Here is a 26,254-nt window from a genome sequence, read left to right as displayed (position 1 = left end):
CCCGGCCGGGGTTAACGGCCCGAACTCGATCTTCGGCGTGGCGTTTCCGGGACCTGTGGCCCGATGACCCGTGTTACATACGGTAATTATCCGACATGCGTTCATTGTCGGCCTATGTGAATCTGGTCCCGGCCCTGGCCCCTAGATCCCCCACAGGAGGCTGATCACCATGGCCAAGAACCGGAAGCAGGACCGCAGCCGGCAGAAGGCGTCCGTGACAGCGGGCGGCCCGCAGGAGACCGAGCACTCCGTGACGGAGCAGCAGCCCGAGCGCCATCACGCGCCGCAGGCAAGTCCCACCGATACGGGCCGCAAGGGAGGTCAGAAGCGCTTCGGCCACAACTGAGGTCCCGGGCACGGGCCGTTGAACGAGCCCATGTACCGATGAGGGGCGTACCCGGTGTTCCCGGGCACGCCCCTCGCTCGCGTCAGCCGGCCAGGCAGGACGGGCCGAGCAGCACCTTCAAGTCGCCGAACAGCGCGGGGTCCGGCTTGACCCGGTGCCGGTCCAGGCGCAGCACGGTCGTCTTGCGCGGCCCCTGCAGCTTGATGCGGACCTCGCTGTCGCCCTTGTGGTGGCTGAGGATCTCGCCGAGGCGGCTGACCATGGGCGGGGTGACCTTCAGGGCGGGGATGGTGAGGACCACCGGTGCGTTGGCGCCCGCGGCGGACAGGTCGGGGACCATCAGCTCCATCGCGACCAGGCGGGGCACGTCCTCCCGCTTGTCCAGGCGGCCCTTGACGAACACCACGGCGTCCTCGACGAGTTGAGTCGACACCAGCTGGTACGTCGCCGGGAAGAACATGCACTCGATGGAGCCGGCCAGGTCCTCGACGGTGGCGATCGCCCAGGCGTTGCCCTGCTTGGTCATCTTGCGCTGCAGGCCGGAGATGATGCCGCCGATGGTGACGACCGCGCCGTCGGCGTGCTCGCCGCCGGTGAGCTGGGCGATACCGGCGTCGGCCTTGTCGGCGAGCACGTGCTCCAGGCCGAAGAGGGGGTGGTCGGAGACGTACAGGCCGAGCATCTCCCGCTCCTGGGCGAGCAGATACGTCTTGTCCCACTCCTCGGTGGAGAACTCCACGTCCAACCCGAAGCCGGGCTCGTCGCCGGCCTCCTCGCCCATCCCGCCGAAGAGGTCGAACTGACCCTCGGCCTCCTTGCGCTTGACCGCGACCACGTTGTCGATCATCGGCTCGTACTGCGCGGTGAGGCCCTTGCGGGTGTGCCCCATGGTGTCGAAGGCGCCGGCCTTGATCAGCGACTCGGTGGTGCGCTTGTTGCAGACCACCGCCTCGACCTTGTCGAGGTAGTCGGGGAAGGAGGCGTACTTGCCCTTGGCCTTGCGGGTCTTGATGATCGACTCGACGACGTTCGTGCCGACGTTGCGCACGGCGGACAGCCCGAAGAGGATCACGTCGTCGCCCTGCGCGGCGAAGTTGGACTCGGACTCGTTGACGTTGGGCGGGAGCACCCGGATGCCCATGCGGCGGCACTCGTTGAGGTAGACCGCCGACTTGTCCTTGTCGTCCTTGACCGAGGTCAGCAGCGCGGCCATGTACTCGGCGGGGTAGTTGGCCTTCAGGTAGGCGGTCCAGTACGACACCAGGCCGTACGCGGCGGAGTGGGCCTTGTTGAACGCGTAGCCGGCGAAGGGGACCAGCACGTCCCACAGGGCCTGGATGGCCTCGTCGCTGTAGTCGTTCTTGCGGGCGCCGGCCTGGAAGATGGCGAAGTTCTTCTCCAGCTCCTCCGGCTTCTTCTTGCCCATCACGCGGCGGAGGATGTCGGCCTCGCCGAGCGAGTAGCCGGCGATGATCTGGGCGGCCTTCTGCACCTGCTCCTGGTAGACGATCAGGCCGTAGGTGACGTCCAGGACCTCCTTGAGCGGCTCCTCCAGCTCCGGGTGGATCGGGGTGATCTCCTGCTGGCCGTTCTTGCGCAGGGCGTAGTTGGTGTGGGAGTTCATGCCCATGGGGCCCGGCCGGTACAGGGCCGAGACGGCGGAGATGTCCTCGAAGTTGTCGGGCTTCATCAGGCGCAGCAGGGAGCGCATGGGGCCGCCGTCGAACTGGAAGACGCCGAGGGTGTCGCCGCGCTGGAGCAGTTCGAAGGTCTTGGGGTCGTCCAGCTCCAGGCCGAGGAGATCGATGTCGATCCCCTTGTTGGACTTCACCATCTTCACGGCGTCGTCCATGATCGTCAGGTTGCGCAGGCCCAGGAAGTCCATCTTCAGCAGGCCGAGCGACTCGCAGCTCGGGTAGTCCCACTGCGTGATGGTCACGCCGTCGGTGTGCCGGACCCAGACGGGTACGTGCTCGGTGATGGTCTCGCTGGACATGATCACGCCGGCCGCGTGCACGCCCATCTGCCGGACCAGGCCCTCCACGCCGCGCGCGGTGTCGATGACCTTCTTCACGTCCGGCTCGTTCTCGTACATCGAGCGGACCTCGCCCGCCTCCGAGTAGCGGGGGTGCTCGGGGTCGGTGATGCCGGACAGCGGGATGCCCTTGCCGAGGACGTCGGCGGGCATGGCCTTGGTGATGCGGTCGCCCATCGCGTACGGGTAGCCCAGCACGCGCGCGGAGTCCTTGATCGCGTTCTTGGCCTTGATGGTGCCGTAGGTGCCGATCATGGCGACCTTGTCGGCGCCGTACTTCTCCGTCACGTACCTGATCACCTCGACGCGCCTGCGCTCGTCGAAGTCGATGTCGACGTCGGGCATGGAGATGCGCTCGGGGTTCAGGAACCGCTCGAAGATCAGACCGTGCGGGATGGGGTCGAGGTCGGTGATCCCGAGCGCGTAGGCGACGATCGAGCCGGCCGCGGAGCCTCGGCCGGGGCCGACCGCGATGCCGTTGTTCTTGGCCCACATGATGAAGTCGGCGACCACGAGGAAGTAGCCCGGGAACCCCATCTGGATGATGACGTCCATCTCGTACTCGACCTGCTTCTGGCGGTCCTCGGGGATGCCGCCGGGGAAGCGGCGCTCCATGCCGCGGCGGACCTCCTCCTTGAACCAGGTGATCTCGGTGTAGCCCTCGGGGATGTCGAACTTGGGCATGAGGTCGCGCTTCTCGAACATGCCCGTGGTGTCGACCATCTCGGCGACCAGGAGCGTGTTGGCGCAGCCCTCCTGCCAGGCGTCCGAGGAGTCGATGGCGTACATCTCCTCGGTGGACTTCAGGTAGTAGCCGGTGCCGTCGAACCTGAAGCGGTCGGGGTCGGAGAGGTTCTTGCCGGTCTGGATGCACAGCAGGGCGTCGTGGGCGCCGGCCTCGTGCGCGTAGGTGTAGTGCGAGTCGTTGGTGACCAGGGGCGGGATGCCGAGCTTCTTCCCGATCTCCAGCAGGCCGTCGCGGACCTTGCGCTCGATGTCGATGCCGTGGTCCATCAGCTCCAGGAAGTAGCGGTCCTTGCCGAAGATGTCCTGGTAGTCGGCGGCGGCCTTCAGGGCCTCGTCGAAGTGGCCGAGGCGCAGCCGGGTCTGCACCTCGCCGGAGGGGCAGCCGGTGGAGGCGACGATGCCCTCGGACCACTGCGCGATGGTCTCCTTGTCCATGCGGGGCCACTTCTGCAGCCAGCCCTCGGCGTAGGCGTCGGAGGACAGGCGGAAGAGGTTGTGCAGGCCCGTCCTGTTCACCGCCCACATCGTCTTGTGGGTGTAGCCGCCGGAACCGGAGATGTCGTCCCGCTTCTGGTGCGGCTGGCCCCACAGGATCTTGCGCTTGTTGCGCCGGGACTCGGGGGCGACATACGCCTCGATGCCGATGATCGGCGTGACTCCGGCCTTCTGCGCGGAGTGGAAGAAGTCGTACGCCCCGTGGAGGTTGCCGTGGTCGGACATGGCGATGTGTGTCATGCCCATGTCGTTGCAGGCCTTGAACATGTCCTTCAGCCGCGCGGCACCGTCCAGCAGCGAGTACTGGGTGTGGACGTGCAGGTGCGTGAACGGCGGCTTCGACACGGTTCGGCCTCCATCAGGAAGAGTAGGCGACGGGCTGCGGACAGTCTGGGGACAGCCTCGAAGTCTAGGCCCCGGCACTGACACTCGGGCCGGGTCCGCGCCGTACCTTCGGGCGGGAGGGCGCGGGCACTCCGCCGCACCGCCGGACGTTGGGGTGAGGGAACGCCCGGCCGGACCCGCTCCACACGTCAGCGCACCACCGCACCTGGAGGCACCCCGCGATGTCGGTCCACCCGCTCAACGACGAGCAGCGCGGCAAGGAGATCCTCGCCGTCCTCGACACCGCCCTCGGCGAGCTCCTGACCGCCGACCCGGCCGCGTTCCGCGCCACGCTCCGCAGGATGGCGGCCTCGGCCTTCGCGTTCCACCGGGGCACGGTGTGCCTCTTCCACCACGACCTGGGCGCCGAGAACACCGGGCGGGGCGGCGGGAGGGTATTCAGCGGTCCGTACCTGGACGAGCGGACCTCGCGCGTGTGGATCCACGGCGATCTGCACGCGGAGAACTTCGGCACCCACCTGGACGCGAACGGCTGTCTGGTCTTCGGCGTCAACGACTTCGACGAGGCGTACGTCGGCCCCTTCACCTGGGACCTCAAGCGCTTCGCCGCCTCCCTCGCCGTCCTCGGGTACGCCAAGGCGCTCAGCGACGAGCAGATCACCGGGCTGGTGACCCTCTACGCGACCGCCTACCGCGACCGGATCCACGCCCTGGCCACCGGCGCCAAGAGCGACGAGGTGCCGCCCTTCACCCTGGGCACCGCCGAGGGCCCCCTCCTGGACACGCTGCGCGACGCCCGCTCCCTGACCCGCTTCGGGCTGCTGGAGTCCATGACCGGGATCCGCGACTTCGAGCGCCGCTTCGCGCCCGGCGGCGGCGCGATCGAGCTGGACGCCGCCACCCGCTACAAGGTGCTCGCGGCCTTCGACGGCTATCTGGAGACGCTGCCGGACGCGTCGCTGGCCCGCCCGGAGTCCTACCGCGTGAAGGACGTCGTCGGCCGCCGCGGCATCGGGACCGGCCCGGCCGGGCTGCCGTCGTACGACATCCTCCTGGAGGGCCACAGCGACGCCCTGGAGGACGACGTGGTGATCTCCGTCAAACAGGCGCGGAGCCCGGCGGTCTCCCGGTACGTCACCGACCAGACGATCCGCGACCACTTCGAGCACGAGGGCCACCGCACGGTGGTCTGCCGGCGCGCCCTGCAGGCGCACGCCGACCCGTGGCTGGGCTGGACCGAGCTGGACGGCGCGGGCCAGGTGGTCGCCGAGGTCTCGCCGTACGCCGTCGGCCTGGACTGGGACGACATCGACGACCCGGAGGAGATCGCGCAGGTGGTCGCCGACCTGGGCCGGGCCACGGCCGCCATGCACGCGGCGGCGGACGACCTCTCCGGCGAGTCGCTGGTGCCGTTCTCCACCGAGCGGGCCATCGACGCGGCGATCGCGGGCGACGAGGAGGGCTTCGCGCCGCTGCTCGTCGACTTCGCGCACACGTACGCGGCACGCGCGCGTGCCGACCACCAGATCTTCGTGGACCTGTTCCGCAACGGGCGGATCCCGGGTCTGTGACGAACAGGACCCTTTAGGAGGGCCTTACCGGCCCACGTGACACACTCGTACCTCGCTATGGACATATCCGGGACCCAGCTCAGAGCCGTGCGCGCGGCGCTGTTCACGGCCGTGGTCGTGACGCTCAGCACCGCGTCGCACGTGCTGCTGTCCCGGGTCCCGCTGCCACTGAACACGGTGGCCGCCGTCGCGGCCGCCGTGTTCGTACTCGCCTACGCCCTGGCCGGCGGCGAGCGCGGCTTCGGGCGGATCGCCGCCCTGCTGATCCCGCTGGAGCTGGCCGCCGACACCGTCTTCACCACCGGCCAGCACGTCTGCTACGGCGCCGCGGGCGGCCCGGTGGCCGGGCCCCTGCGCTCGGTCGGCTTCGACCTGCTGTGCGGCGGACACACCGACGTCGGCACCCCGCTGGCCCGGATGACCGGCACCGACACCGACCGGCTGGCCGCCCTGCTCGCCCACGCCGACCCGGCCACCGCCTGGCTGCTGCTGGCCGCGCACGTCGGCGTCGGTCTGCTCGCGGCCGGCTGGCTGCGCCGCGGCGAGCGGGCGCTGGCCCAGCTGCTGCGCGCAATGGCCGCGACGACGTTCCGGCCGCTGCTGGTCGCGGTGGCGGCGGTCGCGGTCCACCGGACCCGCACGGTACGCCGCCCGGCGCACCCCGCACCGCACCACTGCGCCCTGCGCACCCGCCTCCTCGTGCACTCCCTGGGACGGCGCGGACCGCCGTGCTCGGCCGCCCTCGCCTGAGCGACGGCGAACCCCGCGCACGAGCAGTCCCCCACCCATACGTATCCCGCGCAGGACAACTGCGCGTCCCACAGGAGAACACCCACCATGAGCAAGCGGAACAGCCAGGCGGCGAAGACGGCGGCCCGGGAGCGGCTGCGCGCCGAGCGCGAGCGCCAGGCCAAGCGGGCCAAGATCAAGCGGCAGATCGTCGTCGCCTGCTCGGTCGTGGCCGTGCTGGCGGCGGCCGGCGGCATCGGCTACGCCGTCGTCCAGGCCAACAAGCCCGGCCGCTGGGAGGCCGTGAAGGACCAGAAGGTCGTCGCCCCGGCCAACACCACGGGCAAGGACGGCACGACGGTCGTCATCGGCAAGGACACCGCCAAGAAGACCCTCGCCGTGTACGAGGACGCGCGCTGCCCCATCTGCGCCCACTTCGAGCAGGCCTTGGGCCCGACCATCAAGAAGGACGTCGACGAGGGCAAGTACAAGCTGCAGTTCGTCGGGGCCACCTTCCTCGACGGCAACCTCCAGGGTGAGGGTTCCCGCAAGGCCCTGAGCTCGATGGGTGCCGCGCTGAACGTGAGTCCCGAGGCCTTCCTCGAGTACAAGGCGGCGCTCTACTCGGCCAAGTTCCACCCCGAGGAGACCGACGACAAGTTCAAGGACGACGCCTACCTGATCAAGGTGGCGAACACCGTCGACGCCCTCAAGAACAACAAGGCGTTCCAGAACGACGTCAAGAACGGCACCTTCGACAAGTGGGCGCTGGTCATGAGCGACAAGTTCAACGAGGACGGCAAGAAGTACGACTTCCAGGGCACTCCGACCCTCGTGATGGACGGCAAGAAGGTCACGGGCAGCGACGGCCGGAGCGCCCCGATGACGGCCCCGGAGTTCACCGCCGCGATCGACAAGGCGCTGAAGGGCTGACCCCTTCCGCGGCGTAATCCGCGCCGAAGAGCGGGCGAACTTTTGCCGTTCGCCCGCTCTTTGCATGTACCGGTCAGTAATCTGATCGGCCGTGACCAGTCGATACAGATCCTCCGAGAGTCTCAACTCCTTTGCACCACGCCGCCGTACGGTCGTCAAGGCCGCGGCGGCCACCGCTGTCCTGGCCGGGCCGTTCGCCGCCGCGCTGCCCGCGCGGGCGGCCACCGGGGCGCCCGCCTTTCTGCACGGCGTCGCCTCCGGTGATCCGCTGCCGGACGGCATCCTGCTGTGGACCCGGGTGACCCCCGTGCCCGAGGCGATACCCGGCTCCGGGCTCGGCCCGGACACCGAGGTGAGCTGGGTGGTGGCCACCGACAAGGCGTTCACGAACGTCGTCGCCAAGGGGACGACCACCGCGACGGCCGCCTCCGACCACACCGTCAAGGCCGACATCCGGGGCCTGAAGCCGGCCACCGACTACTGGTTCCGCTTCTCGGCCGGCTCCACCGACTCCCCCGTCGCCCGCACCCGCACCGCGCCCGCCCACGACGCCGCCGTCGCGGGCCTGCGCTTCGGCGTGGTCTCCTGCGCCAACTGGGAGGCCGGCTACTTCGCCGCCTACCGCCACCTCGCGGCCCGTGGCGACCTGGACGCCTGGCTGCACCTCGGGGACTACATCTACGAGTACGGGTCCGGCGAGTACGGGACCCGCGGCAAGGTCGTACGGCCGCACGCGCCCACCCACGAGATCCTCACCCTCGCCGACTACCGCACCCGGCACGCGAAGTACAAGACCGACCCCGACCTGCAGGCGTTGCACCACAAGGCGCCGGTCATCGCGATCTGGGACGACCACGAGTTCGCGGACAACGCCTGGTCGGGCGGCGCGGTCAACCACACCGAGGGCGCCGAGGGCACCTGGACCGCCCGCCAGGCGGCCGCCAAGCAGGCCTACTTCGAGTGGATGCCGGTGCGCCCGGCCATCGAGGGCACCACCTATCGGCGGCTGCGTTTCGGCAAGCTCGCCGACCTCTCCCTGCTGGACCTGCGCTCCTTCCGCTCGCAGCAGGCCACCACGGGCAGCGGCTCGGTCGACGACCCGGACCGTACGCTCACGGGCCGTGCCCAACTCGACTGGCTCAAGGCCGGTCTGAAGGCGTCCGACACCACCTGGCGGCTGGTCGGCAACTCGGTGATGGTCTCCCCGTTCGTCGTCGGCTCGCTCTCCGCGGACCTGCTCAAGCCGCTGGCCAAGCTGCTGGGGCTGCCGCAGGGGGGCCTGGCGATCAACACCGACCAGTGGGACGGCTACACCGACGACCGCCGGGAGCTGCTGGCCCACCTGCGCTCCAACGCCATCCGCAACACCGTCTTCCTCACCGGTGACATCCACATGGCGTGGGCCAACGACGTACCCGTCAACGCCGGGACGTACCCGCTGTCGGCGTCGGCCGCCACCGAGTTCGTGGTCACGTCGGTGACCTCCGACAACCTCGACGACATCGTCAAGGCCCCCGAGGGCACGATCTCGGCGGTCGCCGCACCGGTGATCCGCGCCGCCAACCGGCACGTGCACTGGGTCGACACCGACCGCCACGGCTACGGCGTACTGGACATCACCGCCGACCGGGCGCAGATGGACTACTACGTGCTGTCCGACCGCACCAGCCCGAACGCGACCTCCGCGTGGACCCGTTCCTACCGCACCCGCAACGGCACGCAGAAGGTCGAGCGGAGCTACGACCCGGTCTGAGGTCTAGGCGTTCTCGAGCTCCTCGAGGAAGCCGAGCGCCACCCGCCAGGTGGCCTCGGCGGCCTCCTCGTCGTAGTCCGGCAGTTCGGGGTCGGTGTAGAGGTGCCCCGCCCCCGCGTACCGGTAGACCTCCACGTCGGCGCCGATCCGGCCCATCCGCAGATACCAGGCGCTGAGCCAGTCGTCCGTCTCGAACGGGTCGGGTTCGGCCACGTGCAGCTGGACGGGCAGGTCGTCGACGCTCGCGTTCGGCGCGATGTCCGAGGTGCCGTGCAGGAGCAGCAGGCCGCGGGCCTTGTCGTCGCCGAGGGCGAGGGTCTGCGCGACGGAGGCGCCCAGCGAGAAGCCGGCGTAGACCAGACCCCGCTCCGAGTAGGGCGCCGCGGCCAGCACGGCCCGCTTGAGCAGCTCGTCCTTGCCGACCTCGTCCTTGAAGGCCATGCCCTCCTCGACCGAGTCGAACGTACGGCCCTCGAAGAGATCCGGCGTCCACACCTCGTGCCCGGCGGCGCGCAGCCGGTCGGCCGCCCGCCGCACCGCGGGTCCGAGGCCGTAGGTCGAGTGGAAGAGCATGATGTTCATGAGGCCATGGTGCCAGCCGGGTACGACAACGCCGGACCGCGACCGTATCCAGGAAGGGACGGAAGTCACATGTTCATGCCCGCGCGGTGGCGGTTAGGCGCGGAGGCATGGAGAACGTACTCCGACCCCTGATCGTGGTCGGCGGCGCAGTCGTCCTCACCCTGGTCATCGGCTGGGCCACCGACCTGCTGCTGCGCAAGGCCGACGAACGGCACCACGACACACCGCTGTGGGGTCTGCTGCGCCGTGCCCGCATCCCCTACCAACTCGTGCTGTGTGCCGCCCTGCTGAGAGGGTCCTACGACCAGGCCGAGCTGCTGGAGGAGCACCAGGCCGGCATCGGCCGGACCCTGACCCTGGTGCTGATCGGGTCGGCCGCCTGGCTGACGATCCGGATCGCGGGGGCCGTCGTCGAGACCTCGTACTCGCGCTATGCCAGCGCCCGTGCCCACCGGGATCCGGCCCGGGTGCGGCGGGTGCGCACGCAGGTCGAGCTGATCATGCGCGTGGTCTCCGCGATCGTCATCGTGGTGGCCGCCGCCTCGATGCTGCTGACCTTCCCTGCGATGCGCGCGGCCGGTGCCTCGCTGCTGGCCTCGGCCGGCATCCTCGGCATCGTCGCCGGTGTCGCCGCGCAGTCCACGCTGAGCAACATGTTCGCCGGACTGCAGATCGCCTTCGGCGACATGGTGCGCATCGGCGACACCGTGGTCGTGGAGGGGGAGTGGGGCACGGTCGAGGAGATCACGCTGACCTTTCTGACGGTACGGACCTGGGACGAGCGCCGGATCACCATGCCGGTCTCGTACTTCACGTCCAACCCGTTCGAGAACTGGTCGCGCGGAACCCCGCAGATGACCGGCACGGTCTACTTCCAGCTGGACCACTCGGCGCCCATGGAGGCGATGCGCGAGCAGCTGCGCGACATCCTGCGCGCGTGCCCGGCCTGGGACGGCCGCGCCTACAACCTGGTGATCACGGACACCACCCCGAACACGATCGAGGTACGGGCGCTGGTGACGGCGAAGGACGCCGACGACATCTGGACGGTCCGCGTCACGGTCCGCGAACAACTCCTCCGCTGGCTCGGCGAGCAGCACCCTTATGCCCTCCCCCGCGTCAACACGGCCGACGCGGTGCCGCCCCCGGGCCGCCCCGACCGCCACGCCCCGCCCCGCGACGGCGCCGTGTGGCCCACCTTCGACAAGTCGGGAACGGACCGCGGCTGACCGGCCGGCCGGTGGGTGCCGGAGGGACCGGCCCCTGGCCTGCGACCGGTCCACCGGCGCGGCGGCCGGGAACCGGCGTCGGGTCCGGCACCGACGGCCGGCCGGCGACCGGGCGGGCGCGCTGCCCGGCCCCGCGCGGCCGTCCCACCGGGCCCGCAGCCGTCGCAGCCGGGGCCGTGGTGTCTCCGTCGGCGGCCGGGGCCGAAGTGTCCGGCCCTCCCGCCCGGCAGGGCTCAGTGGCCGCGTTCCGCGCCGCCGTTGACCTGGATGATCTGGGAGGTGATGTGGGCTGCGGACGGGGAGGCCAGCCAGTGGAGGGTGGCGGCGATGTCGCCGGGGGTGCCGGGGCGGCCGGTGGAGGTCTCGGCGATGAGCCGGGCGCGGCGGTCGTCGTCCAACGCCTCGCCGAAGAAGTCGGTGTCCTCGACGTACCCCGGCGCGACCAGGTTCACCGTGATCCCGCGCGGGCCCAACTGGCGTGCCAGGTCGTGAGCATAGGGGTGCAGGGCGGCCTTGGAGGCGGCGTAGGCGCCGCTGCCCGAGCCCCGGTACGCGGCGATGGAGCTGAGGAACAGCACCCGGCCGCCCGGTTCGGCGAGCCGGTCCTTCAGGGCCTCGGTGAGCAGTACGGCGGTCAGGGTGTTGATCCGGAAGTTGACCAGCCAGTTGTCGGCGACGAGGTCGAGCGGCTCGTCCCGCTCCACCCGCGGCTCCAGCCGCCCCGACCCTCCGGCACTGTGGATCAGCACGTCCACCGCCCCGAGCTCGTCGGCCACGAACCGGGCGACTCCCCGCACGCCCGCCACGTCGCTCACATCGGCGGCGTACGTCAGCGCGCCCGGCACCTGCGCCCTGCGCAGCACCTCCTCCCGCCGCCCGAGCAGCAGGACCCGGTCCCCGCCGTCCGCGAAGGCCCGCGCCGCGGCGAGTCCGATCCCCGTACCGCCCCCGCTGATGACGACGTTGCGACTCATGATCCGAGCGTACCCACGTGGACCGCGGGTCACCGCAGGCTGCGTACGTCCAGATGGCGCAACACCCGGTCCACGATCTCCGGATCGGCCCCCGGCTCACTGCGCGCGGCCAGCACCTCGTGCCGCGCCGCGCTCAGCATCTCGCTGTGGATCTGCCGTATCCGCTTCAGCCGCCGTACGCGCTTGTCGTGCCCCTCCCGGCGCTCCTCCTCCCCCATCTGAGGGCTGATCCGCAGCCCGATGTCGAAGGCCCGCCGCAGCAGCTGCTCCGACAGCTCCTCCGGCAGGTCCTCGACCGCCTCGATCTCCCGCAGCCGCTTCCTGGCCGCCTTCGCCGCCCGCTCCGCCAGCTCCTCCTCGAACGCCTTCTCCCGCTCGGTGTCCGCCCGCACCCCCAGCCGCTTGACCAGCCACGGCAGCGTGAGCCCCTGGAGCACGAGCGTCGCCATGATCACCGCGAAGGCGATGAACACGATCTCGTTCCGGTCGGGGAACGGCGCGCCGCTGTCCGTCTTCAGCGGAATGGCCAGCGCGAGCGCCACCGAGGCCACGCCGCGCATCCCGGACCACCACATGACGACGGTCTCCCGCCAGGTCGTGGGGATGTCCTCCTCGCGGTCCCGCCGCGCGTGCAGCCGTTGGGTGAGCCAGGTCGCCGGCAGCAGCCACAGCAGCCGTACGAACACCACCACGCCCACGACCACGCCCGCCCAGCCGAGCAGCTCGCCCCACCGACCCGACGCCGTGCGCAGCGCGTTGTGCAGCTCCAGGCCGACCAGTCCGAACGCGATCCCGGTGACGAGCGTGTCCACGACGTCCCAGACCGTGTATCCGGCCAGCCGGGTCAGCACGTCGTCGGCGTCGGCGGCGTACTCGGACAGGAACAGCGCGGTGGTGAGCACGGACAGGACGCCGGAGCCGTGCAGCTCCTCGGCCAGCACGTAGGAGGCGAACGGCACGAGCAGCGTCAGCCCGATCTGCAGCGTCGCCTCCTCCAGCAGGCCCAGCAGCTTGTTCGCGGCCCAGCCGACCGCCAGGCCCACGACCACCGCCACCACCGCGGACAGCACCAGGTCGAGCCCGGCCCGCCAGACCGAGAACTCCCCGCTGACGGCGGCGGCGATCGCCACGTGGTAGAGGACGATGGCCGTGACGTCGTTGAACAGGCCCTCGCCCTCCAGGATCGACACCAGGCGGCGCGGCAGCCCCAACTGCCCGGCGACGGCGGTCGCCGCAACCGGGTCGGGCGGCGCGACCAGCGCGCCGAGGGCCACCGCGGCGGCGACGGAGAGTCCCGGCACGATGCTGTGCGAGACGGCTGCGACACAGAAGGTAGTGACGAACACCAGTGCCACGGCCAGCAGGAAGATCGGCCGTTTGTTCGCCGTGAACTGCCGCCAGGACGTGCGCCGCACGGCGGCGTAGAGCAGCGGCGGCAGCAGGGTGGGCAGGATCAGCGCGGGCGGGATGTCGACGTTGGGCACGAAGTCGGACAGCGCGAGGCCGATCCCGAGCAGCGTCATCAGGACCGGCGCGGGCAGCCCGAGCCGGGCCCCGAGCGGGACGGTGATCACAGCCCCGAGCAACACGATGAACAGCAGGGCCAACTGATCCACGCTCAGCGCTCCCGTGGGTCGGACGTTCGCACGGCAGGCTTCAAGCCTGCCACGCCGCTGTGCTCACCGGCCTCTTCCGGACCGTGGGCTACACCGCGCGCCGCATCGCCCGGTGCGGGATGCCCGCGTCGGGGAACTCCGGCCCGTACGCCGTGTATCCCAGCCGCTCGTAGAAGCCGAGCGCGTGGGTCTGCGCGTGCAGGTCCACCGCCGTGAGGCCACGCGCGCGTGCCGCGTCCTCGATGGCGCGCACCAGGGCCGCGCCGACGCCCAGCCCGCGCGCGTCCCGGGTGACGGCGAGCCGCCCCAGGGAGCCGACCGACTTCTCCCCGCCGGTCTTGGCGACGGCCGCCTCGCCGTACAGCAGCCGCCCGGTGCCGAGCGGTACGCCGCCCTCACGGACCGCCAGCACGTGCACGGCCACGGCGTCGTGGGCGTCGTACTCGATGTCCTGCGGGACGCCCTGCTCGACGACGAAGACCTCCTTGCGCACCGCGAAGCACGCCTCCCGGTCGGCAGGGTCCTCGGCGACGCGCACCTCGTACGGCGTACTCATGCGTAGGTCTCCTCGCGGACCTGGTCCAGGGCCTTCTGCAGGTCCTCGGGGTAGTCGCTGGTGAACTCCGCCCACCGGCCGTCATTGGGGTGCTCGAAGCCGAGCCGTACGGCGTGCAGCCACTGGCGGGTGAGTCCCAGCCGCTTGGCGAGCGTGGGGTCTGCGCCGTAGGTCAGGTCGCCGACGCAGGGGTGGCGGTGGGCGGCCATGTGGACGCGGATCTGGTGGGTGCGGCCGGTCTCCAGCTTGACGTCGAGCAGGGAGGCCGCGCGGAAGGCCTCGATCAGGTCGTAGTGGGTGACGGAGGGCTTGCCGTCGGCGGTGACCGCCCACTTGTAGTCGTGGTTCGGGTGCCGGCCGATGGGGGCGTCGATGGTGCCGCTGGTCGGGTCCGGGTGGCCCTGGACGAGGGTGTGGTAGCGCTTGTCGACAGTGCGCTCCTTGAACTGGCGCTTGAGCGACGTGTACGCGTACTCGGACTTGGCGACCACCATCAGGCCGGAGGTGCCGACGTCGAGACGGTGCACGATGCCCTGGCGCTCGGCGGCGCCGGAGGTCGAGATGCGGTACCCGGCGGCGGCGAGGCCGCCGATGACCGTCGGCCCGGACCAGCCGGGGCTGGGGTGCGCGGCGACGCCGACCGGCTTGACGATCACGACGACGTCCTCGTCGTCGTGCACGATCTCCATGCCCTCGACCGGCTCGGCGACGACCTGCACGGGCGCGGGTGCCTGCGGCATCTCGACCTCGAGCCAGGCCCCACCGCGCACCCTCTCGGACTTGCCGACCGCCGTGCCGTCGACCAGCACCTTGCCCGCGGCGGCCAGCTCCGCCGCCTTCGTACGGGAGAAGCCGAACATGCGGGAGATGGCGGCGTCGACACGCTCGCCCTCCAGGCCGTCGGGCACGGGCAGGGTACGGATCTCGGGAATCGTGCTCACCCGTCGAGTATGCCGGACGGGCCCGACAGCCCCGTACGCGCGTACCCGGCGGTCAGCCCTTGTGGACGGTGCCGTCCGGGTCCAGGCCGCGGAAGGAGAGCAGCACGATCAGGATGCCGCCGCAGACGATCGCCGAGTCGGCGAGGTTGAAGACGGCGAAGTGCTTGGGCGAGATGAAGTCGACGACCGCGCCCTCGAAGACGCCGGGCGCGCGGAAGATCCGGTCGGTGAGGTTGCCGAGCGCGCCGCCGAGCAGCAGGCCGAGCGCGATGGCCCAGGGCACGCTGTAGAGCTTGCGGGCGAGGCGGGTGATCACCACGATCACGGCGGCCGCGATGACCGTGAAGATCACGGTGAAGGCCTCGCCGAAGCCGAAGGCCGCACCCGCGTTGCGGATCGCCTCCAGCTGCAGCCAGTCGCCGATGATGCGGATCGGCGGGTGGTGCTCCAGCTTGGCGACCACGATCATCTTGCTGACCAGGTCGAGGACGTAGGCGACGGCGGCGACCGTGAACAGCACGGCGATGCGGCGCGGGCCGCGGGGCCTGTCCCCCGCGGTGCCGTCCTGCGGCCCGTCCGCGCGGGAGGAGGTGCCGGGCGTCCTGGCCGCCTCGTCCGCCGCCGTGCCGTCGGTGCCGGGGTCGTCGGCCGGGGCCTGTGCCCTGCCGCCCCCGGACCGCCGGCCGGGCACGGCGTTCCCGCCCGGCCGCTCCTGCCCGGCCCCTGCCGCGTGCGGGGTGTCCGGCGTACCGATGATGCGCTCCGCCTCTGCCACGTGAGTCCCTCGACCTAGGTACCTGACTGAGGACGAGACTACGGCACGCCTCGGACCGCGATCAGTACCGGCGTTCCTGCTTCTGCTTGCACTCCACGCACAGGGTGGCCCGCGGGAAGGCCTGCATGCGGGCCTTGCCGATGGGGTTGCCGCAGTTCTCGCACAGGCCGTAGGTGCCCGCGTCGAGCCGTTGCAGGGCGCGCTCGGTCTGGGTGAGCATCTCGCGCGCGTTGGCGGCCAGCGCCATCTCGTGCTCGCGCGTGATGTTCTTGGTGCCTGTGTCGGCCTGGTCGTCTCCCGCGCCGTCGCCGGAGTCCCGCATCAGGCCCGCGAGGGACTCCTCGGAGGAGCTGATCTCGGTGCGCAGCCGCTCCATCTCGGACTGCAGCTCCGCGCGTGCCTCGGCGACCTCCTCCGGGGTCCAGGGGTCCTCGCCCGGGCGCACCGGGAGGTCGCCCGGCTCCACCGCCGCGGCGACGCGTGCCTTGGGGACGGCTGTCTTCGCCGCCGTGGCCGTGCCAGGAGTCTTCTTCGCAACCACCGTCGTGGCTCCCGTCTGCTTCGCGGCCCGAGCCGCGCCCACCTTCTTGGCCGTCCTCTTCCTGCCCGCACCTTCCCCGGAAACACCCCGGGCCCCCACGCCGACGCCACCGTCGCCCACCTCGGCGTCGGCCGCCGCCTCCTCGGCAGCCTCCTTCCCGGCACGGGCCTTCCCGCCGGCGGCCACCTGGGGCACAGCACCTCCCCCGGCAGCCTCGCGCGCGCGTGTCTTCTCGACGGGCGTCTTCTCGGCGCGCGGCGCCTTCTTCCCCGCCGTGGGCTCCGGGGTCGTCTTCTTGTGGTCGGCCCCCCTGCCGGTGCCCTCCTTGCCCGTGGCCTCCCGGGCACCTGCCCGCTCGGCGGCAGACCTCATGGCGCCCGCCTCCCGCGCGGCGGGCTTCTTCGCGGCGGTGCCCCTGGTCCGGGGTTCCTTGGTGGCGGACCCCTTCGCCACCGGCTCCGGCTCCTTCGGGGCCGTCGTCCTCGGCGCGGTGTCCTCCGGTGGGGGCTTCCCCGCCGTGGCCTTCTTCGCGTCCGCCTTCTTCGCGTCCGCCTTCTTCGCGTCCGCCTTCTTCGCGTCCGCCTTCTTCGCGTCCGCCTTCTTCGCTGCCGTCTTCTGCGCGCCCTCCGCAGGAGGTGCCTGCGTGGCCCTGGTCGGCCCGGGTGCGGGCGGTTTCTTCATGGCCGCTGCCTCCTTTGCGGCCGTGCCCCGGGCCGCCGCCCGAGTGGTCTTCCTGGCCGCGCCGCCGATGGCACCGGTGCTCCGGGACCCGCCGGACGCCGACTGCTCGGCGGTCTTCTTCGCCACCATGGCCGCGGCCCCTTCACATATTGTGATCTTGTTCGCGAATCGTGCTGGGACGATAAATCGACTCGAGTCCCGCGGCAACGGGGCACGCCGCCCGATTCGCCCGCCTCGCGCGTGCCGCGGGGTCGGCATGCATGCGTTGTGCCCAGCTCTTCGCCGGGTAATCCGTTCAGCCGCGCGTCCTGCGATCCGAACGGCCCCGCCGCGCCATTCGGGTCAGCGCCCGCCCGGGAAAACCGGTCGGTCACTGTCCCCGGGGCGCCGTACACTGGGCGGAGCGAGAAGCGTGGATGGGGACGAGTAGCGGCGTACGCAGCCCAGAGCGACCCGGGGACGGTGTGAGCCCGGGGGCGAGCGCGACGTGAAGATCACCCCGGAGCCGCCGGAAGAACACCCCCTGGGACAGCCCGAGGGGCCAGTAGAACCGGCATCGCGACCCCAATGAGGGGGCTCACCGGAGCGTACGGCGCACCGGAGGGCCAAGGAGGGTGGTACCGCGGGAGCGCGCCGCACACGGCGTAGGCAGCACAAAGGCTCTCGTCCCTCCGACGGAAGGCAGCACATCCGTTGGAGGAAGCTCGTTGAGTACGCAGCCGCAGTACCGCCAGGTGCCCGCCCAGGTCGACCTGCCCGCGCTCGAGCACGCCGTGCTCGACTTCTGGCGCGAGCAGAAGATCTTTGCCAAGAGCCTGGAGCAGTCCGAGGGCCGCCCCGAGTGGGTGTTCTACGAGGGCCCGCCCACCGCCAACGGCATGCCGGGCGCCCACCACATCGAGGCGCGCGTCTTCAAGGACGTCTTCCCCCGCTTCCGCACCATGCGCGGCTACCACGTCGCCCGCAAGGCCGGCTGGGACTGTCACGGCCTCCCGGTGGAGCTGGCGGTCGAGAAGGAGCTCGGCTTCTCCGGCAAGCAGGACATCGAGGCGTACGGCATCGAGGAGTTCAACGCCAAGTGCCGTGAGTCCGTGACCCGTCACACCGACGCCTTCGCCGAGCTGACGACCCGCATGGGCTACTGGGTCGACCTCGACGACGCCTACTGGACCATGGACCCCGAGTACGTGGAGTCGGTCTGGTGGTCCCTGAAGGAAATCTTCGACAAGGGCCTGCTGGTCCAGGACCACCGCGTCGCCCCCTGGTGCCCGCGCTGCGGCACGGGCCTGTCCGACCACGAGCTGGCCCAGGGCTACGAGACGGTCGTCGACCCCTCCGTCTACGTCCGTTTCCCGCTCACCTCCGGTCCGCTGGCCGGCCGGGCCGCGCTCCTGGTGTGGACGACCACGCCCTGGACGCTGGTGTCCAACACCGCGGTGGCCGCGCACCCCGAGGTGACCTACGTCGTCGCGACGAACGGCGAGGAGAGGCTGGTCGTCGCCGAACCGCTCGTCGGCAAGGCGCTCGGCGAGGGCTGGGAGACCACGGGCGAGACCTTCACCGGCGCCGAGATGGAGCGCTGGACGTACCAACGCCCGTTCGAACTGGTCGAGTTCACCGAGCCGGCCCACTACGTGGTCAACGCCGAGTACGTCACCACCGAGGACGGTACGGGCCTGGTCCACCAGTCCCCCGCCTTCGGTGAGGACGACCTGAAGGTCTGCCGCTCCTACGGCCTGCCGGTGGTCAATCCGGTCCGCCCGGACGGCACGTTCGAGGAGGACCTCCCCCTGGTCGGCGGCGCCTTCTTCAAGAAGGCCGACGAAAAGCTCACCCAGGACCTCGCCGACCGCGGTCTGCTCTTCCAGCACCTGCCGTACGAGCACAGCTACCCGCACTGCTGGCGCTGCCACACCGCGCTGCTGTACTACGCCCAGCCGTCCTGGTACATCCGCACCACCGCGATCAAGGACAAGCTGCTCCGGGAGAACGAGAAGACCAACTGGTTCCCTCCGAGCGTCAAGCACGGCCGGTACGGCGACTGGCTGAACAACAACATCGACTGGGCGCTGTCCCGCAACCGCTACTGGGGCACCCCGCTGCCGATCTGGCGCTGCGAGGACGACCACCTGACCTGCGTCGGCTCCCGCGCGGAGCTGACCGGGCTGACCGGCACGGACCAGTCGGAGCTGGACCCGCACCGCCCGTTCATCGACGCGGTCACCTTCCCGTGCCCGCAGTGCGGGAAGACGGCCACGCGCGTGCCGGAGGTCATCGACGCCTGGTACGACTCGGGTTCGATGCCGTTCGCGCAGTGGGGCTACCCGTACAAGAACAAGGAGCTGTTCGAGGCCCGTTACCCGGCGCAGTTCATCTGCGAGGCCATCGACCAGACCCGCGGCTGGTTCTACACGTTGATGGCGATCGGCACGCTGGTCTTCGACAAGTCCTCGTACGAGAACGTCGTGTGCCTGGGCCACATCCTCGCCGAGGACGGCCGGAAGATGTCCAAGCACCTGGGCAACATCCTCCGGCCGATCCCGCTCATGGACCAGCACGGCGCGGACGCGGTGCGCTGGTTCATGGCGGCCGGCGGTTCGCCGTGGGCGGCCCGCCGGGTGGGGCACGGCACCATCCAGGAAGTCGTCCGCAAGACGCTCCTGACGTACTGGAACACGGTCGCCTTCCAGGCGCTGTACGCCCGTACGTCCGCCTGGGCGCCCTCCGAGGCCGACCCGGCCCCGGCCGACCGTCCGCTGCTCGACCGCTGGCTGCTCAGCGAGCTGCACGCGCTGACCGACCAGGTCACGCAGGCACTGGAGGGGTACGACACCCAGCGCGCCGGCAAGCTGGTGTCGGCGTTCGTCGACGACCTGTCGAACTGGTACGTCCGCCGCTCGCGCCGCCGCTTCTGGCAGGGCGAGAAGGCCGCGCTGCGCACGCTGCACGATGCGCTGGAGACGGTGACCCGGCTGATGGCGCCGATCACCCCCTTCATCACCGAGCGGGTCTGGCAGGACCTGGTCGTGCCGGTGACCCCGGGCGCGCCGGAGTCGGTGCACCTGGCCACCTGGCCGGAGGCGGATCTGTCGGCGATCGACCCGGAGCTGTCCCGGCAGATGGCGCTGGTACGGCGGCTGGTGGAGCTGGGCCGTGCCACGCGCGCGGAGTCGGGCGTCAAGACGCGCCAGCCGCTCTCGCGCGCGCTGGTCGCGGCGGCGGGCTTCGAGTCCCTGGACCGGGAGCTGCACGCGCAGATCACGGAGGAGCTGAACGTCTCCTCCCTGGCGTCGCTCAGCGAGGTCGGCGGGTCCCTGGTGGACACCACCGCGAAGGCCAACTTCCGGGCGCTGGGCAAGCGGTTCGGCAAGCGGGTCCAGGACGTGGCCAAGGCCATCGCGAACACGGACGCGGCGGCGCTGTCGCTGGCGCTGCGCGAGGGCACGGCGTCGGTGGAGGTCGACGGTGAGACGATCACCCTGGCCCCGGACGAGGTGATCATCACGGAGACTCCGCGCGAGGGCTGGTCGGTGGCGTCCGACGCGGGCGCGACGGTGGCTCTGGACCTGGAGATCACGGAAGAACTGCGGCGTGCGGGTCTGGCCCGGGACATGATCCGCCTCATCCAGGAGGCCCGCAAGAACAGCGGCCTCGACGTGGCCGACCGCATCGCGCTCCGCTGGACCGCGACGGACCCGGCGACGATCGCCGCGCTGACCGAGCACGCCGGTCTCATCTCCGAGGAGGTCCTGGCGACGGACTTCGCCCAAGGCGAGGCGGACGACACGTACGGTGACGCTGTCACCGACGAGGCCCTGTCCCTGACGTTCCGCCTCCGCAAGGCGTAGCCCTCCGGGGGGCGGCCCCAGGAGTTCTTCGCCCCCGCCGCCCCTATACCCGTCCCGTCCCCAGAGGCTCCGCCCCCTGGCCCCGCAGGGGTCCCAGGGGGCGGAGCCTCTGGGGACTGCGCGACCGACCCCACCCGCCCGCAGCCGGGCACGCTCCCCGGCGAAAAGGGGCTGGGGACGGAGCCCCCAGGACGGGATGGGACGGGTAGGAGCGGCGGGGGCGAGAGTCCTTTCCGGACGCGCCCCCGCACCCGCCCGCGCCATTCCCCACACACGAGAACGGCCCCGGAGGGAAACCCTCCGGGGCCGTTCTCACAGGCTGCCGATGCCTACCTCGTCACACAGAACCCGTCATGGGCCGCTCAGTTGTCGTCCTCGTCGATCAGGAAGCCCCGCATCGGCGAGGGCGCCTGCCCCATCGGCGACGGCCCCTGCGGGCGCACCGGCGCCATCGGCTGGGTCATCGCCGGAGACATCTGCTGCTGCCCACCGTAGGACGGCCCGGACGGGCTCGGCCCGCCCATCGACTGGTTGCCGCCGTACGACGGGGCGCTCGCGCCGGCCGGAGCCATGGAGGGCGCCGGAGACGGCGGCAGCGACGCGGTCGCCGGCGTCCGCGGCGGGGCCAGCGAGTCGTCGGACTGGGTCTCCAGCTGACGCAGCTGAGACTCCAGGTACGACTTCAGCCGCGTACGGTACTCGCGCTCGAAGCCCCGCAGATCCTCGACCTTGCGCTCCAGCGTGGCGCGAGCGGACTCCAGGGAGCCCATCGCCACACGGTGCTTCTCCTGCGCGTCCCGCTCCAGCGCGTCGGCCTTGGCACGGGCGTCACGCTCCAGACCCTCCGCACGCGAACGGGCCTCGCCCACGATCTTGTTGGCCTCGGAACGCGCCTCGGCGATCGCCTGGTCGGCGGTCTGCTGAGCCAGCGACAGAACGCGCGCGGCGCTGTCGCCACCGGGGCCCTGACCCATCGGACCGGGACCACCCATGGGACCGGGGCCGCCCATCGGGCCGGGGCCCATGCCCTGCATCGGACCGGGGCCGCCCATCGGACCGGGACCCTGGCCCTGCATCGGACCCGGGCCGCCCATCGGACCGGGACCCTGGCCCTGCATCGGACCCGGGCCGCCCATCGGACCGGGACCCTGACCCATCGGACCGGGACCCTGGGGACCCTGACCGCCCGGGCCGGCGGGCAGCTGCGGGGCACCGCTCGGCAGCTGGGGCGGACCACCCATGGGGCCGCCCATCTGCTGCTGCGGTGGGCCCGATATCCCGGCGGGCACCGGAGCGCCCGGCCCTCGCATGCCCTGCTGCTGCGGATGCTGCGGATGCTGCGGATGCTGCTGGTCCTCCGGAGGCTTGCGCATGTTCTGCTGGTTCTGGGCAGCGGCACGCGTGGCCGCGGCCAGTTTGGCGCGCAGGTCCTCGTTCTCGCGGAGCAGGCGGGTCAGCTCGGCTTCGACCTCGTCGAGGAAGGCATCGACCTCGTCCTCGTCATAGCCTTCTCGGAGGCGGACGGTCGTGAACTGCTTGTTCCGCACGTCCTCGGGGGTCAACGGCATCTCTTCACCTCAACGTAGTCATCGGCAGTCGGCAAGACCGTATCGTCCACAGTCACCTCGGCAGGCCCCCCACGACGGAGATGAGGATGTAGACGATGATCATCAGGACGAAGAAGGACAGGTCTAGCGCCACGCCCCCGAGACGCAGCGGCGGGATGAACCGCCGCAGAAGCTTCAGCGGTGGATCGGTGACAGTGTAGGTGGCCTCCAGAACGACCACCATCGCCTTGCCGGGTTGCCATGAGCGGGCGAACTGGAACACATAGTCCATGACCAACCGGAAGATGAGCACGATGAGGAAGCACATCAGCGCGATGTGGATCACGTCCAGAAACACACCCATGATCGGTGCTTCCCTCTCCCCTGTTCCGTGCCAGTTCTTGCCAGTGTTGCGGTAGTGCGTCTCAGCTCTGGTTGAAGAACCCGCCCTCTGCGATGCGGGCCTTGTCCTCCGCCGTGACATCGACGTTAGCAGGCGACAACAGGAACACCTTCTGCGTCACCCGCTCGATACTGCCGTGAAGACCAAACACCAAACCAGCCGCGAAGTCGACAAGTCGCTTCGCGTCCGTGTCATCCATCTCAGTCAGATTCATGATCACCGGAGTGCCCTCACGGAAGTGTTCCCCGATGGTACGGGCCTCGTTGTAGGTCCGGGGGTGAAGTGTGGTGATCCGGTACGGCTCACGTTCCGACACGACCTTGGGCATGATCACCGGTGCGTTCTTCTCCAGGCTTGCGCGTTCTTGTGTGATGGATGCCACGGGCGCGATGCGCGCCGGACGCCCGGATTCCGCCGGGAGCGAAGCGGAGTGGGACACCGGTTCGCGCGGCGCCGGAGGCTGCACCACTCGTACCGATTCATCCCTTTGAGGCTGATGTGCTCCATGCGACTGGTGCGACGGCTCGTGCCGTCGGCGGTCCCGTTCGGGCTCCGGGTCCAGCTCGGGCTCGAAGTCGTCATCGGGGTCGAATCCCCGGCCGTCGTACCCATCGTCCTCCACGAGGCCGAGGTAGACCGCCATCTTGCGCATCGCGCCGGCCATGCTCTGAGTCCTCCGCTCTGTGGTGGATCCGCTGACGACCGCCAAGTGCCCGCGATCCACGAGGTCGTTGCGCCGTGTTCGGCGGTATTGACCATATTTTCTGCTGTGGTCCGACTTCCTGGCGACGTTACCCGAGCCTGGGGCGGACTCCGAGTACCGCGGTGCCGACGCGTACATGTGTCGCCCCGGCCGCCACGGCCTGCTCGAGGTCCCCGCTCATCCCTGCCGAGACCATGGTGGCAGCCGGATGGGCGCCGCGCAGGTCGGTCGACAAATCCATGAGCCGCTCGAACGCCGCCTGTTGACGGCCGGCGTACTCGCCGGTCAGCGGGGCGACGGTCATCAGCCCGTCGAGCCGCAGTCCCTCGGACCGGGCGACGAGGTCGGCCAACTCTTCGATTCCGCCCGGCGCCACGCCTCCCCGCTCCCCCCGTCCGCCCTCTCCCGCGTCCAGCGCGACCTGGATGAGGCAGCCCAGCTCGCGCCCCGCCCGTACGGCCTCCTTCGACAGCGCCGTGACCAGCCGGGAACGGTCGACGGACTGCACGACATCGGCATAACCAACCACGGATCGCACCTTGTTGGTCTGAAGTTGACCAACAAAATGCCAAGTCAGAGGCAGATCCGCGCACTCGGCGGCCTTGGGTGCCGCCTCCTGGTCCCGGTTCTCGGCCACATGACGCACACCGAGTTCCGACAGGATCCGCACATCCGCGGCCGGGTAGGTCTTGGTGACCACGATCAGGGTCACCTCTTCACGCGGCCGGCCCGCTCCAGCGCACGCGGCGGCGATGCGCCGCTCCACCTTCGCCAGATTCGCGGCGAGTTCGTCCCTGCGGTCGTCCCTGTGGTCCGTCATGCGTCCGTCGTGCCCCATCAGTCCAGCCAGACATAGCCCGCGAGCCGACCGGTGGTGCGGTCGCGGCGGTACGAGAAGTGGTCCCCCGACTCCCGCGTGCACACCGGCGACTGCTGCCGGTCGTGCACCCCGAGGCGCGCCAGTTGCGCGTGCACCCCGGCGCTCACGTCGACGGCCGGAGTGCCCCAACTCGTCTCGGCGTGCGCCGCCGGCTCGACGGCGGCCACCTCCGCGCGCATCGCCTCGGGCACCTCGTAGCAGCGGCCGCACACGGCGGGTCCGGTGCGGGCGACGATCCGGGCCGGTTCGGCGCCGAGTCCGGCCATGGCGCGTACGGCGGCGGGGACCACCCCGGCCATCATGCCGGGCCGTCCGGCGTGGGCCGCGGCGACCACCCCGGCCACCGGGTCGGCCAGCAGCACCGGCACGCAGTCGGCGGTCAGTACGGCAAGGGCGAGCCCCCGCCGCCCGGTCACGACCGCGTCGACGGACGGGATGTCCGCCGCGGCTCCCCACGGACCGTCCACCACCGCCACGTCCGCGCCGTGCACCTGGTTCATCCAGACCACCCTGGCCGACTCCAGCCCGAGGGACTTGGCGGCCAGTTCCCGGTTGGTGCGTACGGCGTCGGGGGCGTCGCCCACCGCGCCGCCGAGGTTGAGCTCCTCGTACGGAACGGCGCTCACCCCACCCCACCGGTCGGTGAAGGCGAAGTGCGCGCCGTTCACGGTGTCGTGCTGTCCTATCACTTGAGGAAGTCCGGTACGTCCAGTTCCTCGGCCGCGCTGTCCGTGTAGGTGGGCCGCGGCGACGGCGTGACCGGCGGGGCGGCGGGCGGCAGGTCGCGCACCGGCTCCGGGGCGACGGGCTCCGGGTCCTCCTTCGGCGTCACGCTGCCCAGCGAGCCGAAGGTCGGACGGCTCTCCGGCTGCCGTACCGGGGCCGGCTCCTCGCGGCGGGCCGGGGACGGGGAAGAGGAGGAGGTCGAGCCGAGGACGTTGTCCCGGCGGGCCGGCGGCTGACCGCCGTCGAACCCGGCCGCGATCACGGTGACCCGGACCTCGTCGCCGAGGGCGTCGTCGATGACCGCGCCGAAGATGATGTTGGCCTCGGGGTGCGCGGCCTCGCTGACCAGCTGGGCGGCCTCGTTGATCTCGAACAGGCCGAGGTCGCTGCCGCCGGAGATGGACAGCAGCACGCCCCGGGCGCCGTCGATGGAGGCCTCCAGGAGCGGCGAGGAGATCGCCATCTCGGCGGCGGCCACCGCGCGGTCGTCGCCGCGGGCCGAGCCGATGCCCATCAGGGCCGAACCGGCCTCGGACATGACCGACTTCACATCGGCGAAGTCGAGGTTGATCAGGCCGGGGGTGGTGATCAGGTCGGTGATGCCCTGTACACCGGACAGCAGCACCTGGTCCGCGGACTTGAACGCGTCGAGCACGCTGACCTGGCGGTCCGAGATGGACAGCAGCCGGTCGTTGGGGATGACGATGAGGGTGTCGACCTCTTCGCGGAGTTCGGCGATGCCGTCCTCGGCCTGGTTGGCGCGGCGCCGTCCCTCGAAGGTGAACGGGCGCGTGACCACGCCGATGGTGAGGGCACCGAGCGAGCGCGCGATGTTGGCCACGACGGGTGCCCCGCCGGTGCCGGTGCCGCCGCCTTCACCGGCCGTCACGAAGACCATGTCGGCCCCCTTGAGGACCTCCTCGATCTCCTCGCGGTGATCCTCGGCGGCCTTGCGGCCGACGGCCGGGTTGGCTCCGGCGCCGAGTCCGCGGGTGAGTTCGCGGCCGACGTCGAGCTTGACGTCGGCGTCGCTCATCAACAGCGCCTGCGCGTCGGTGTTGATGGCGATGAACTCGACGCCCTTGAGACCGACCTCGATCATCCGGTTGATGGCATTGACACCACCGCCGCCGACACCGATGACTTTGATGACTGCGAGGTAGTTCTGCGGTGCTGCCACGTCGAAGGCCTCTCGCCTCGAGTTACGTGTCGCCGCCTCACGGCCTTGCCGCGAACCGACGACTGATGCCGAATGGGACGGTCCGAACGCCGACCCGAACCCTAACCCTGAAGTTTAG

General features: G+C 70.7%; 21 protein-coding genes. 7 read left to right on the top strand and 14 right to left on the bottom strand.

The genetic code is table 11. The features are described from left to right. Nucleotides 1-169: 169 nt before the first annotated feature. A complete protein-coding gene (locus tag ACX25U_RS26895) occupies nucleotides 170-346 on the top strand; it encodes a hypothetical protein (protein ID WP_454383748.1) in 177 nt (58 codons plus the stop codon). Nucleotides 347-428: 82 nt separating this feature from the next. On the opposite strand, the gene dnaE is transcribed toward ACX25U_RS26895, so the two are convergent. Further along, nucleotides 429-3,968, bottom strand: a complete 3,540-nt coding sequence (gene dnaE, locus ACX25U_RS26890; protein ID WP_454383746.1) for a DNA polymerase III subunit alpha — start codon at nucleotides 3,966-3,968, stop codon at nucleotides 429-431. A 221-nt stretch (nucleotides 3,969-4,189) separates the two neighbouring features. On the opposite strand from dnaE, the gene ACX25U_RS26885 reads away from it, so the two are divergent. From ACX25U_RS26885 to ACX25U_RS26870, 4 genes are all read left to right on the top strand, one after another. Then, nucleotides 4,190-5,539 (top strand): DUF2252 domain-containing protein, encoded by a 1,350-nt coding sequence (locus tag ACX25U_RS26885; protein ID WP_454383744.1) that lies wholly within the window; start codon nucleotides 4,190-4,192, stop codon nucleotides 5,537-5,539. A gap of 57 nt (nucleotides 5,540-5,596) precedes the next feature. Beyond that, nucleotides 5,597-6,289 (top strand): hypothetical protein, encoded by a 693-nt coding sequence (locus ACX25U_RS26880; protein WP_454383742.1) that lies wholly within the window; start codon nucleotides 5,597-5,599, stop codon nucleotides 6,287-6,289. 87 nt (nucleotides 6,290-6,376) lie between these two features. Beyond that, nucleotides 6,377-7,201, top strand: coding sequence for a thioredoxin domain-containing protein (locus tag ACX25U_RS26875; protein ID WP_454383740.1), 825 nt, complete (start codon nucleotides 6,377-6,379; stop codon nucleotides 7,199-7,201). Between the two features lie 91 nt (nucleotides 7,202-7,292). Continuing rightward, a complete protein-coding gene (locus ACX25U_RS26870) occupies nucleotides 7,293-8,954 on the top strand; it encodes an alkaline phosphatase D family protein (protein ID WP_454383739.1) in 1,662 nt (553 codons plus the stop codon). A gap of 3 nt (nucleotides 8,955-8,957) precedes the next feature. On the opposite strand, the gene ACX25U_RS26865 is transcribed toward ACX25U_RS26870, so the two are convergent. After that, the gene (locus ACX25U_RS26865) at nucleotides 8,958-9,536 is read right to left on the bottom strand and encodes a dienelactone hydrolase family protein (RefSeq protein WP_454383737.1); all 579 of its coding nucleotides are present in this window, start codon (nucleotides 9,534-9,536) and stop codon (nucleotides 8,958-8,960) included. A 107-nt stretch (nucleotides 9,537-9,643) separates the two neighbouring features. On the opposite strand from ACX25U_RS26865, the gene ACX25U_RS26860 reads away from it, so the two are divergent. Then, on the top strand, nucleotides 9,644-10,765 hold the full coding sequence (locus ACX25U_RS26860) for a mechanosensitive ion channel family protein (RefSeq protein WP_454383735.1): 1,122 nt from the start codon (nucleotides 9,644-9,646) through the stop codon (nucleotides 10,763-10,765). Nucleotides 10,766-10,998: 233 nt separating this feature from the next. On the opposite strand, the gene ACX25U_RS26855 is transcribed toward ACX25U_RS26860, so the two are convergent. From ACX25U_RS26855 to ACX25U_RS26830, 6 genes are all read right to left on the bottom strand, one after another. Further along, nucleotides 10,999-11,739 (bottom strand): SDR family NAD(P)-dependent oxidoreductase, encoded by a 741-nt coding sequence (locus tag ACX25U_RS26855; RefSeq protein WP_454383734.1) that lies wholly within the window; start codon nucleotides 11,737-11,739, stop codon nucleotides 10,999-11,001. A gap of 29 nt (nucleotides 11,740-11,768) precedes the next feature. Next, on the bottom strand, nucleotides 11,769-13,355 hold the full coding sequence (locus tag ACX25U_RS26850) for a Na+/H+ antiporter (protein ID WP_454383732.1): 1,587 nt from the start codon (nucleotides 13,353-13,355) through the stop codon (nucleotides 11,769-11,771). Between the two features lie 88 nt (nucleotides 13,356-13,443). Then, nucleotides 13,444-13,911: a GNAT family N-acetyltransferase gene (locus ACX25U_RS26845; protein WP_454383731.1), complete on the bottom strand. Its 468-nt coding sequence runs from the start codon at nucleotides 13,909-13,911 to the stop codon at nucleotides 13,444-13,446. After that, a complete protein-coding gene (locus tag ACX25U_RS26840) occupies nucleotides 13,908-14,852 on the bottom strand; it encodes an RluA family pseudouridine synthase (RefSeq protein ID WP_454383730.1) in 945 nt (314 codons plus the stop codon). Before ACX25U_RS26840 ends, ACX25U_RS26845 begins: the two co-directional genes overlap by 4 nt. Before the next feature lie 52 nt (nucleotides 14,853-14,904). Then, complete coding sequence (lspA, locus tag ACX25U_RS26835) at nucleotides 14,905-15,627, bottom strand: signal peptidase II (RefSeq protein ID WP_454383728.1); 723 nt, start codon at nucleotides 15,625-15,627, stop codon at nucleotides 14,905-14,907. A gap of 61 nt (nucleotides 15,628-15,688) precedes the next feature. After that, nucleotides 15,689-16,978, bottom strand: coding sequence for a TraR/DksA family transcriptional regulator (locus ACX25U_RS26830; RefSeq protein ID WP_454383726.1), 1,290 nt, complete (start codon nucleotides 16,976-16,978; stop codon nucleotides 15,689-15,691). 578 nt (nucleotides 16,979-17,556) lie between these two features. Between ACX25U_RS26830 and ileS the strand changes: the two genes are divergently transcribed. Further along, the gene (gene ileS / locus ACX25U_RS26825) at nucleotides 17,557-20,697 is read left to right on the top strand and encodes an isoleucine--tRNA ligase (protein ID WP_454383724.1); all 3,141 of its coding nucleotides are present in this window, start codon (nucleotides 17,557-17,559) and stop codon (nucleotides 20,695-20,697) included. Between the two features lie 362 nt (nucleotides 20,698-21,059). Here the strand turns inward: ileS and ACX25U_RS26820 are convergent, their stop codons facing one another. The 6 genes from ACX25U_RS26820 to ftsZ all read right to left on the bottom strand — a co-directional run bounded on the left by ACX25U_RS26820 (nucleotide 21,060) and on the right by ftsZ (nucleotide 26,136). Continuing rightward, nucleotides 21,060-22,265, bottom strand: coding sequence for a DivIVA domain-containing protein (locus tag ACX25U_RS26820; protein WP_454383722.1), 1,206 nt, complete (start codon nucleotides 22,263-22,265; stop codon nucleotides 21,060-21,062). 52 nt (nucleotides 22,266-22,317) lie between these two features. Next, entirely contained in the window at nucleotides 22,318-22,608 is a 291-nt protein-coding gene (locus tag ACX25U_RS26815; protein WP_454383720.1) for a YggT family protein, read from the bottom strand. Between the two features lie 61 nt (nucleotides 22,609-22,669). Beyond that, nucleotides 22,670-23,311 carry a cell division protein SepF gene (locus ACX25U_RS26810; RefSeq protein ID WP_454383718.1) on the bottom strand — a complete coding sequence of 214 codons (642 nt, stop codon included), beginning with the start codon at nucleotides 23,309-23,311 and terminating at the stop codon, nucleotides 22,670-22,672. Between the two features lie 127 nt (nucleotides 23,312-23,438). Beyond that, on the bottom strand, nucleotides 23,439-24,170 hold the full coding sequence (locus ACX25U_RS26805; RefSeq protein WP_454383716.1) for a YggS family pyridoxal phosphate-dependent enzyme: 732 nt from the start codon (nucleotides 24,168-24,170) through the stop codon (nucleotides 23,439-23,441). A gap of 17 nt (nucleotides 24,171-24,187) precedes the next feature. Continuing rightward, nucleotides 24,188-24,919 (bottom strand): peptidoglycan editing factor PgeF, encoded by a 732-nt coding sequence (gene pgeF / locus ACX25U_RS26800; RefSeq protein WP_454383714.1) that lies wholly within the window; start codon nucleotides 24,917-24,919, stop codon nucleotides 24,188-24,190. Further along, nucleotides 24,916-26,136 (bottom strand): cell division protein FtsZ, encoded by a 1,221-nt coding sequence (gene ftsZ / locus ACX25U_RS26795; protein WP_454383713.1) that lies wholly within the window; start codon nucleotides 26,134-26,136, stop codon nucleotides 24,916-24,918. Before ftsZ ends, pgeF begins: the two co-directional genes overlap by 4 nt. Nucleotides 26,137-26,254: the final 118 nt, after the last annotated feature.

It is taken from the genome of Streptomyces sp. JNUCC 63 (assembly GCF_054366325.1).
This window is presented reverse-complemented; position numbering and strand designations above follow the sequence as displayed.